The organism is Mycobacterium sp. DHQP2018-32-09, from assembly GCF_058148405.1.
Genome location: NZ_JBYVYK010000089.1, coordinates 1 through 8,946, shown reverse-complemented (window position 1 = coordinate 8,946; position 8,946 = coordinate 1). Strand labels below are relative to the sequence as shown.

The window sequence follows — 8,946 nt, the reverse complement described above, 5'->3', positions numbered from 1 at the left end:
GAAGCCGACCGAAGCCATCGAGACGCCGACCGCCCGCACGCGCACCTGGTCTTGGTACCACGGCCGGCCCGGGTACGGGGGTCTGCCGCGGGGGGTTTCGTGCGTGACTTTTCGAAGCGCCCGACCGTAGGCTCAGGTGCGCTTTCAGATCGACAGGAGATTTCCGTGACCACGCTCACCACGTTTTCGAGGGCCGGCGGCACCGCCGCCGCAGCAGCACTCGCCCTGAGCTTCGCCCTGGCCGGGTGTGGCTCGGACACGAAGTCGGAGTCGACGTCCAGCGCGACCAGCAGCAGCGAGACCAGCACCTCGGAGGCGGCGCCCGCAGAGGAGCAGGCGGGCACCAACGAGACCATCGCGGATTACATCAAGCAGGCCAACCTGACCGAAACCCCGGTCAAGCCAGGCGATCCGGGGAGCCCGACGGTGGACTGGCCGGTGCCGCCCGGGTGGACCGACGCCGGCGCGCAGGCGCCGGCCTATGCCTACAAGGCCATCGTGTTCACCGGGGACCAGGCCATGGCGACCAACCCGCCGACCATCGTGGCGATCATGTCGAAGCTCAGCGGCGGGGCGGATCCGGCGAAGGTGATGGAGTACGCGCCGGGCGAATTGAAGAACCTGCCCGGGTGGGATGGTGGCGACGGCAAGGCCGACCAGCTGAGCGGCTTCGAGGCCTATCAGATCGGCGGCAGTTACGAGCGCGACGGCCAGAAGCGGATGATCGCGCAGAAGACCGTCGTCATCCCGGCGGGTCCGGATCTGTTCGTCATGCAGTTCAATGCCGACGGCACCGAGGATCAGATCCAGCCGCTGATGGACGCGACCGCGGCCATCGACGAGAACGTCAAGATCACTGCGCCGTGATCTGCCGAGGCGTCAGGCGCGTGACAGTGCCGACGCCTCGGCGACCTGGTCGGCGGTGGGCCGCACGCCGGTGTAGCGCTCGAACTGCTCGGCGGCCTGCAGGGCGATGACCTCGGCGCCGGTGATCACCGGTACGCCTGCGGCGCGCGCCGCGGTGATCAGCGGCGTCTCCGAGGGCAGTGCCACCACGTCGAACACGGTGCCCGCCGTGGCGATGGCGGCGTCGTCGAAGGCCTGGTCCATGGCTTCCGGACCACCGGCCATGCCGATGGGGGTGACGTTGACGACGACGTCGTGGCCCCGGCCGCCGACGTCGGGGGCATAGTCGTAGCCGAGGCGCGCGGCAAGAGCCGTGCCGGCCTCGGCATTGCGGGCGACCACCGTCCCGTGGCGAAAGCCGCTGTCGCGGAAGGCCGCTCCGACCGCACCGGCCATGCCGCCGCTGCCTCGGATCAACAGCGTGGCCGCGGGGTCCAGACCGTGCTCGGCGATGAGCCGTTGGATCGCGAGATAGTCGGTGTTGGAGGCGGTGAGGTGGCCGTCGTCGTTGACGATGGTGTTGACCGACTCGATGACGCGCGCCGACTCCTGCACCTCGTCGACCAGGTCGAGCACGTCCCGCTTGAACGGCATGGACACCGAGCAGCCGCGGATCCCCAGGGCCCGCACCCCGCCGATGGCGGCGGCGATGTCGGTGGTCGTGAAGGCCTTGTAGACGAAGTCCAGGCCGAGCACGTCGTACAGGTGATTGTGGAACGTGGTCCCGATGTTGCTGGGCCTGCCGGCCAGCGAGATGCACAGCGTGGTGTCCTTGGACAGCGGCGGGCGCGGCATCAACCGACCGCCTTCATCACCTGACGGGCGAGTTCGCGGATCTCGCGGTACTGCACGGGTGTCAGCGACATGTCACGCAACGTGGGCACGTCGATCACGGTAGTCACCACCCCGAGGTCGTCGCGCTCCCAGTGGGCCCCATGGCGATTCAGGATGGCGCGCATGGCGTAGTTGTCCGACAGCACGCGAGCGGTGAAGCGGCGCACGCCGTCGCTGCGGGCAGCGACCGACACGGCGTCCATGAGGAAGCTGCCGATGCCGCGACCCTGATAGTCGTCGCCGACGATGAAGGCCACCTCGGCCTCGTCGGGCCTGCGGTCGTCGCGCACGAAGCGGCCGTCGGCGACCACGGGCCCGTCGACGCCGTCGGTCATCACCCACACGAAGTGGTCGACGTAGTCCACCTCGAAGAGGTAGCGCATCAGGGACGTCGACGGCGTCCTGGTCATCTGGAACCGGCGGTAGAGGGTTTCGGAGGAGAACTGCACCGGTCCGTGGACGGTGCGCTCGTTGTCCCCGGGAAGCACGGGGCGCAGGAAGAAGGTGCTGCCGTCGCGCACGGTCACGGGCACGGGTGCCACATAGGTGGCCAGCCGCTGTCGCGCGGTGCGCAGCAGGTGGGTCATGGTGGGCGGCGCATCCAGCAGCGTCGAGAACGCTTCGCGCCCGCCCACCCAGCCGTCCAGGGGGTCGATGGCGGTGACGGTGGCATTGCGGACGGCGTTGCGCAGCAGCGCGATCTCGCCGACGATCAAACCCGCGCCGACGACGGCCACGGTGGTCTCGTCGTCGGCGTCGACGTGGGACACCTCGACGCGGCCGGACCCGATGAGCAGGAACGAGACGGCATGCTCGCCCTGACGCATGAGCACTTGCCCGGGAGCGGCGGACAGCGGCCGCAGCTGGGCCGCCAACGGCACCAGTGCGTCCCTCGAGCAGCCCGCGAAGAACTTGAGTTCGGCCAGTTCGTCGGCGCTGACGGTATCCAATGCCGCCACGTCCCGAGGCTACGGCTCCCACGACGAGCGCGGCAAGGAAAGCCTGGGAAACGCGGGGGCGGTGTCGCTTACATCCGCGCGGATGTGACGGCGCCGGTCACGCGCGACCGGCGGCGGACCATGCCGCCACCGGCCGCGGTGTGTCCCGTCAGCCGGGCAGGCCCTGTTCCTCGACCGGAAGCGGGGCCGGTCCGCGGATCTCGGGTGCGGCGGAAACCGGTGCCGCGCTGGGCGGGTTGGTGGCGGTGATGGTGACGCCGGTGCTCATGTCCCCGGCGAACGAGCCGGAGGCCGCCGACCCCTGCAGGACGGCTGCGGCAATGGCGGCCACCGCGACGGCGGACCCACCGACGATCGTGGCGATCGGCTTCATCGTGCGTGCGTTGACGTCCACGTGCATATCTCCTCGTGCGGTTTGCGTGTCTCCCATCAGCACCAACCACCCGACACCCCGTTGCCATTCCCGATGCGCCCATGGAATTTCGTTTGACTAGGTAAGAAACCAGGCCGGGGGCCGGGGACGTGACGCGGCCCCCGATCCAACGGATCGAGGGCCGTGAGACGTCGGCAGGACGAGGCGAGATCAGGGCAGCGCGTAGTCCATCGGTGGTCCGCCGAGGCCGGCAACGTCACGGTGCGCGACGGCGGTGGCCACCGGTGCGCCGTTGCGGACGACGCCGACGATCGACACCGGGTCGTCGACTGCGAAGGCCGTGGCCGCAGCACCCACCCGGCTGCCGTCGCTGGTGATCGCATTGGTCTGACCGTCGACCAGGTAGGTGCGCGCCACGCCGTCGGTCCCCACCGCCGTGACGGACGTGGGTGTGACCGCCACGATGGTCCCCTCCTGCACGATCGTCTGATCGCTGGCTGCTGGAACGGCAGGCGCGGTGTGTGCGGCGGGCTGCGGCGCGGCAGAGCCACCGTCGGGGCCACCGTCGAGCGCTCGTACCACGACCGCGGCCGCCACGGCGACGACGGCCACGGACAGCGAAATGGTCAGATAGATGGCGGTGGTGCGCGACGACCTCGCGGTCGCGGCAGCGTGCTTTCCCTGTTTGGTGCCCATGATGGGCCTCACCTCTCGTCGGCTGCAGGTCGGGTACCCCTGCCCCCTGGAGGGAAAACGCGCATCCACAGCGGCAGCGCGAACCAGAACGTGGCAAACGCAACGACCGCGACCACTCCGGACACCACGGCCGCAACGTGCCCCAGGACCGCCTCGAACACGATGACGGTGGTGCCCGCCAGCGCGGCCCCCAGTGGGGTCAGGCTGCCCCAGTTGCGGTCCAGCCGTTCCGCCGTGGTCTCCGAGCGGCCCCCGGTGCTCCATCGGGTCCTCGCGCGCCCGCGTCGCCACGGTTCTAGTGGTTGCGCAACTCGTCGATGAGCTGCTGCTTGTTGAGTTTGGAGTAGCCGGACAGGCCAAGCTCCTTGGCGCGGTGCTTGAGTTCGTCGACGGTCCAGTCCTCGTAGGAGCCGGACTTGCCGCCCTTCTTTCCCACGGCGGACGCGCCCCGCGCGGCAGCGGCGTTCGAGATCCGCGCCGCCTTCTCCTTGGAGTTGCCCTGCTTGCGCAACTCCTCGTACATGTCCTCGTTCTTGATCGACGAGTTCGGCATCGTGATCACCTCCTGATCGCGTCGGCATGGAGGGATGCCCCCATCGACACCGCCCAAACGCGCGAGCGTGAGGCACGAAAATGACGGAATGCGAAACTCGTTGTCGCCGGCGCAGCGCAGGTCTAGAGTTTGCTTCAGGTTGCAACGTCAACCTCGTACTACGTCAACCGAGCCCGCCGGAACCCCAGCGGCAGCTTTAAGTCAGTAGGGCCACTCTCTTGACGTGATCGCCACTTGAGAGTTTGGAGCGCCCGGTGACCATCGCATCGACGTCTGCGGGTGGCATGTGCCGATCACCCGGCGGAGCCAGCCACACCCGTTCGCATCTCGGCCCGTCGGCCGTCCTGCTGACCATCGAGGGCGACGTCGACGCCGCCAATGCGGCGGACGTGCTGCAGTGGGCCAGGGACTGCCTGGAACCCGCACGCCGCCTCGTCGTCGACATGCGCGGACTGACCTTCTTTGGCACGCATGGCTTCTCGGTTCTGCATCGCATCAACGTGACGTGCTCGGCGCGGGGCATCGCCGTGGCGTTCATCGCCGGTCGCGAGGTGGAGCGGGTTCTCGACATCTGCGACCCAGGTCGTGGCCTGCCGGTCGTCGACACCGTGGAGGCGGCCGTCACCATCGGCCCCGCGCCCACCTTCCTGACGGTGGTCGACGGCGAACGGAACTCAGCCCGATAGCCTCGTCGGACATCCTCCGGCACTCCCCGGACGGCCGGAGGTCAACTGGTCGGCGGCTGCAGATCGGCCCTGGGATGCGTCTGCACCCACTGCAGTTCCTGGCGCCGCACCCGGCGGTGGGCGAGGTACAGCACGCCGGCCCCCACCGCGAAGGCCACGATGGCCACGACCACCGCCGCCGCGCCGGCCGTACTCGCGCCGGTGGCGAACGACGCCAACCCGACGACCAGCGCGACGACGCCGACGGCCATCGCGAGCAGTCCGGGCACGTTGGCCGCGTTCTTCATCGTTTCCCCAGCGTGCTGGCGTGTGGTGCGCGCGTGGTCGACGGGGTCCGACGACGTGTTGCCCATGGTGTTCCTCGATTTCTCCACGATCCAGCGCCCCTTTGGCGCAACGCTTCAAGTCTTTCGTCCCCCACCTTGTACCCCGCGGCCCGAGTGCCGGAAACCCTTGGTGGCGACTGCCATTGCCCATCGTCGCGGCGCTCACGCCGCTGTTCACGTTCTCGCGCGGTCCCCCTTGGGGCATCGTTCGTTTCGCGCCGCCGTCGCGGGGAATCATGCGGTCATGCCCAACCCCGCCGTCCTCTTCGACATCGACGGAACGCTCGTCGACTCCAACTATCTGCACGTACACGCCTGGCACCGCGCGTTCGCGGCCCTCGACGTCGACGTGGCGTCGTGGCGGGTACACCGGCGCATCGGCATGGACGGGTCGACGCTGCTGACCGAACTGCTCGGCGACTCGGATTCGGAGACCGCCGAACGGGCCAAGGAACTCCACGATCGCTTCTACACCGACGCCGCCGACCTGATTCGCCCCCTTCCTGCCGGCCGCGACGTGCTGGACGCCGTGGGACGCATGGGTCTTCAAGTGGTCCTGGCCACGTCGGCACCGGAGCACGAACTCGACATCCTGCGGCGGGTCCTGGATCGCGACGATCTGGTGTCCACCATGACGTCGTCGAATGACGTCGAGACCGCCAAACCCCGGCCCGACATCGTGCGGGTGGCGCTCGAACGCGCCGGTGTGGGACCCGACGACGCGGTCTTCGTCGGCGATGCCGTGTGGGACGTGCGCGCTGCCGCACGTGCCGGGGTGCCGTGCATCGCGTTGCTCAGCGGGGGCATCAGCCGAGGCGAACTCGAAGGTGAGGGTGCGGTGGCGGTGTACGAGGACGTTTCCGAGATGCTGGAGCAACTCGACGATGGACCCGTGGGCCGGCTCGCTGCGCGCGTCGGGTGAGCGGTCAGGCGGCGTACGACAGCGTCGAGCCGATGAAGTACACGACGACGGCCGTGATCAGTACGGCGAGCAGTACAGCGCCGCTGATGGCCGCGATCCAGAACGTCGCGTCACCGGGCTCGGATTCCCGTGCGGAGTAATTGGAGGCCATCGCAGACTCCCTCGCCCTTCCGTTTGCGAAAAGTCGACCGAAACGATGCGCTTCGGTTACCCGAGCCCCAGCTCCACGAAACCCGGACCTTTGCCAGCAACGGATTCGGTGGCGTCTGCGTCAATTAGCGGCGCCGCCGCGCGGTCAAAAGCAGACCACATGCCTCTTATCAGCACTTTTCTTAAAGACAAACTTAATTGTCCGGCCACGGAATCCGTACTAGCCTCATCTCAGGTTGAAGTAGCAGCCGCTCGAACGTCTTGGGTCGCCCCTCCGGGACGCCGGCTCTCCGCAGAGCCCGTTTCCCGACCTGCCCTACTCGCGCATCCTTCGACTGACTGGAGCCACACGATGTCGATCACGTTGAGCCGCCCCGCCGGCACGTTCCCCCGCGGTTCGGTCCGCCTCACCTACGCCGCACTCGCCGACGGGACCGCTCTGGTGACCGTCACCGGAGAACTCGACGCCCACAATGCGCGCGAGGTCGTGGCCTTCGTCGACGCCATGCCCGGGTCCTTCCCCGGCCTCATCCTGAACCTGGGAAACCTGGCGTTCTTCGGCACCGAGGGTCTGTGGGCGGTCAATCGCATCAACGCCGCGTGCGCCAAACGCCGCGCGGCATCGGTCATCGTGGTCGGCGCGGCGGCATCCCGGGTGTTGCGCATCTGCGACCCGCACAACGCCCTGCGCGTCGTCACCACCATGGACGACGCGCTGCCCGCCGTCCGTCAGCGGGCGCGGCCGCTGACCGTTCCGCAGCTGTGAGCCGTCACGTCCGCACCCCGGGTACGCCCGTGGCCCGCGCGACCGACGTGCCGTCGTCCACGGTGTAGACCTCGATCGTCACGTCCTCGTCCACGTACCGCGCCTGCGGGTGCAGCCGGGGCGTCTCACCGATGATCGCCGCGGCCTGGTCGCCGGTCAGCGGATAGTCGGACACCGGATGCCGCCAGTGCACGGCGACCACGGTGGCCCCGCGTTCCAAGCGCGCGGACTCCCGCAGCAGCAGAGCGCGCAGCGTTGCCTCGTCGAGGTAGTACGCCACCTCCGACAACACGACGAGATCGGCCTGTGGCCACGGCTCTTCGATGGACCGCCGCAGCAGTCGGACGCCGGCGGCCAGGCCTGCGGCCGCCACGCGCGTGCGCGCCGCGTCGAGGGCCGCGGGAACCACGTCGGTCGCGGTCACCTGGTCGCAACGGGCGGCGAGCGCCGTCGTCAAGACGCCGACGGAGCATCCGGGCTCGAAGGCGTGCCGGTAGCGGTGCCGCGGCAACACCGCCATGGTCAGCGCGTACTTGCGCTGCTCGTACCACCGCTCGCCGAGCTGCCACGGATCGTCGGACGCGTCGTAGAGGGCCACGAAGTAGTCCGTCGGTTTCGACGTCATCCGAACACCACCTCGCCCACCGCCAGCAACCGCCGCACCACGAAGTCCGGAAGGCCGGGCTCCGTAGTCGCGTCGGGGCCGTGCAGCTGGGAGCGAAACTCCTTGACGGCCTCCTGCTTTCGCGCGAACGCGGTGCGATCGTGCGGGACCGTCGACATCGTCTCCCACGGCACCGCGGCGTCGCCGGGCAGCGCCCAGTGCCACGTCCACACCGGGAACTCCAGCAGTCGGGCCGACGATCTCGCCGCGGCCTCGGCCGCGGCCCGCCCCGCGGCCTCGTGATCGGGGTGACCGTCACCGCGCCACGTCGCCGCGCACCAGGCGCCCGCCGGTCGTCCGCTCAGGACGTCGCCGATCGCCTCCACCATCGCGTCGTGGTGGGCGGCGAGATCGCCGTCGGGCAGGTTCAGCCACAGCGGTTCGGCGACCCCGAGACGCGCGGTGGCGCGCAGCACCTCGGCTCTGCGGTCGCGTTCCAACCACACTCGCTCGAGGCGCGACAGCTCGGGATAGGCCGCTCCCCCGTTGCTCAGTTCGAGCACCGTCACCTCGATCCCCCGGGCGCGCACCATGGCCGCCATGGCGCCGAGGCCCAGCGTCTCGTCGTCGGGATGCGGCGCCACCACCACCAGCGCCGGGCACTCCCGCACGTCCAGGACGGGACGGCCCCGCAGCCAGTCGATCCACGACTGCGCGGGCGTACCCGGCGTCGTCAGCGGCACCGCGGCGAACCGCCGCCCATTGCCGGGATGGGTCACCTCGCCACCCGCCGGCCCAGGGCGGCCAGGTCGCGCTCGGCGTGACTCTGGCGTACGTAGATCGACAGATCGGCCACCCGGCGGGCGTGGTCGGCGTCCGAGGTCAAAAGCGCCGGCCCCAGCGCCCGGCCGGTGCGGCCGATGGTCTCCTCGACCGCGTGCTCGACGACGGCGCGTACCCGCCGTGCCATCACCTCCGCATCCTCACCGCCCGATCCGGCGTCGGCGTGACGAGCCGCCACCTCCAGCACCGCGTCCGCCGCGGCCAGCGCGGCGTCGACCGCTCCCAGGTGCGCCTCGGCATGTGGGTCGCAGGGCCGGCCGTGCAACGCGACGCGGCGGTACAGCGGCGCGGCGACCGCGCGCGCCGCACCCAGCCAGCACGCGGCCAC

Annotated in this window: 13 protein-coding genes and 1 pseudogene; 4 read left to right on the top strand and 10 right to left on the bottom strand. The window is 69.7% G+C overall.

Annotated features, from left to right (window positions below; all coding sequences use genetic code 11):
- Positions 1-165: 165 nt before the first annotated feature.
- Positions 166-867 carry an envelope biogenesis lipoprotein LpqN gene (gene lpqN, locus AC30CM_RS26380; RefSeq protein WP_490119871.1) on the top strand — a complete coding sequence of 234 codons (702 nt, stop codon included), beginning with the start codon at positions 166-168 and terminating at the stop codon, positions 865-867.
- Between the two features lie 12 nt (positions 868-879).
- Here lpqN and AC30CM_RS26375 read toward each other — a convergent pair whose 3' ends face one another.
- The 5 genes from AC30CM_RS26375 to AC30CM_RS26355 all read right to left on the bottom strand — a co-directional run bounded on the left by AC30CM_RS26375 (position 880) and on the right by AC30CM_RS26355 (position 4,321).
- The gene (locus AC30CM_RS26375) at positions 880-1,701 is read right to left on the bottom strand and encodes a shikimate 5-dehydrogenase (protein WP_490119870.1); all 822 of its coding nucleotides are present in this window, start codon (positions 1,699-1,701) and stop codon (positions 880-882) included.
- The gene (gene pat, locus AC30CM_RS26370; protein WP_490119869.1) at positions 1,701-2,699 is read right to left on the bottom strand and encodes an acetyltransferase Pat; all 999 of its coding nucleotides are present in this window, start codon (positions 2,697-2,699) and stop codon (positions 1,701-1,703) included. The genes AC30CM_RS26375 and pat overlap by 1 nt, the downstream gene beginning before the upstream one ends.
- Positions 2,700-2,847: 148 nt before the next feature.
- Positions 2,848-3,093: a hypothetical protein gene (locus AC30CM_RS26365; protein WP_490119868.1), complete on the bottom strand. Its 246-nt coding sequence runs from the start codon at positions 3,091-3,093 to the stop codon at positions 2,848-2,850.
- Positions 3,094-3,282: 189 nt separating this feature from the next.
- On the bottom strand, positions 3,283-3,768 hold the full coding sequence (locus tag AC30CM_RS26360; protein ID WP_490119867.1) for a hypothetical protein: 486 nt from the start codon (positions 3,766-3,768) through the stop codon (positions 3,283-3,285).
- 295 nt (positions 3,769-4,063) lie between these two features.
- Positions 4,064-4,321, bottom strand: a complete 258-nt coding sequence (locus tag AC30CM_RS26355) for a DUF7218 family protein (RefSeq protein ID WP_490119866.1) — start codon at positions 4,319-4,321, stop codon at positions 4,064-4,066.
- 254 nt (positions 4,322-4,575) lie between these two features.
- Here AC30CM_RS26355 and AC30CM_RS26350 point away from each other — a divergent pair, with 254 nt between their 5' ends.
- Positions 4,576-5,007, top strand: coding sequence for an STAS domain-containing protein (locus AC30CM_RS26350; RefSeq protein WP_490119865.1), 432 nt, complete (start codon positions 4,576-4,578; stop codon positions 5,005-5,007).
- Positions 5,008-5,048: 41 nt separating this feature from the next.
- Here AC30CM_RS26350 and usfY read toward each other — a convergent pair whose 3' ends face one another.
- Complete coding sequence (gene usfY / locus AC30CM_RS26345; protein ID WP_490119872.1) at positions 5,049-5,360, bottom strand: protein UsfY; 312 nt, start codon at positions 5,358-5,360, stop codon at positions 5,049-5,051.
- A gap of 217 nt (positions 5,361-5,577) precedes the next feature.
- Here usfY and AC30CM_RS26340 point away from each other — a divergent pair, with 217 nt between their 5' ends.
- The gene (locus AC30CM_RS26340; RefSeq protein ID WP_490119864.1) at positions 5,578-6,255 is read left to right on the top strand and encodes an HAD family hydrolase; all 678 of its coding nucleotides are present in this window, start codon (positions 5,578-5,580) and stop codon (positions 6,253-6,255) included.
- A 4-nt stretch (positions 6,256-6,259) separates the two neighbouring features.
- Here the strand turns inward: AC30CM_RS26340 and AC30CM_RS26335 are convergent, their stop codons facing one another.
- Positions 6,260-6,406 (bottom strand): hypothetical protein, encoded by a 147-nt coding sequence (locus AC30CM_RS26335; protein WP_490119863.1) that lies wholly within the window; start codon positions 6,404-6,406, stop codon positions 6,260-6,262.
- A 351-nt stretch (positions 6,407-6,757) separates the two neighbouring features.
- Here AC30CM_RS26335 and AC30CM_RS26330 point away from each other — a divergent pair, with 351 nt between their 5' ends.
- Entirely contained in the window at positions 6,758-7,171 is a 414-nt protein-coding gene (locus tag AC30CM_RS26330) for an STAS domain-containing protein (protein WP_490119862.1), read from the top strand.
- Between the two features lie 4 nt (positions 7,172-7,175).
- Here AC30CM_RS26330 and AC30CM_RS26325 read toward each other — a convergent pair whose 3' ends face one another.
- The 3 genes and pseudogenes from AC30CM_RS26325 to AC30CM_RS26315 form a co-directional block, all read right to left on the bottom strand.
- Entirely contained in the window at positions 7,176-7,796 is a 621-nt protein-coding gene (locus AC30CM_RS26325) for an SAM-dependent methyltransferase (protein ID WP_490119861.1), read from the bottom strand.
- Complete coding sequence (locus tag AC30CM_RS26320; RefSeq protein WP_490119860.1) at positions 7,793-8,554, bottom strand: PIG-L deacetylase family protein; 762 nt, start codon at positions 8,552-8,554, stop codon at positions 7,793-7,795. Before AC30CM_RS26320 ends, AC30CM_RS26325 begins: the two co-directional genes overlap by 4 nt.
- Positions 8,551-8,946, bottom strand: a pseudogene (locus AC30CM_RS26315) (acyl-CoA dehydrogenase); the annotation flags it as partial. The gene AC30CM_RS26320 and the pseudogene AC30CM_RS26315, both read right to left, overlap by 4 nt.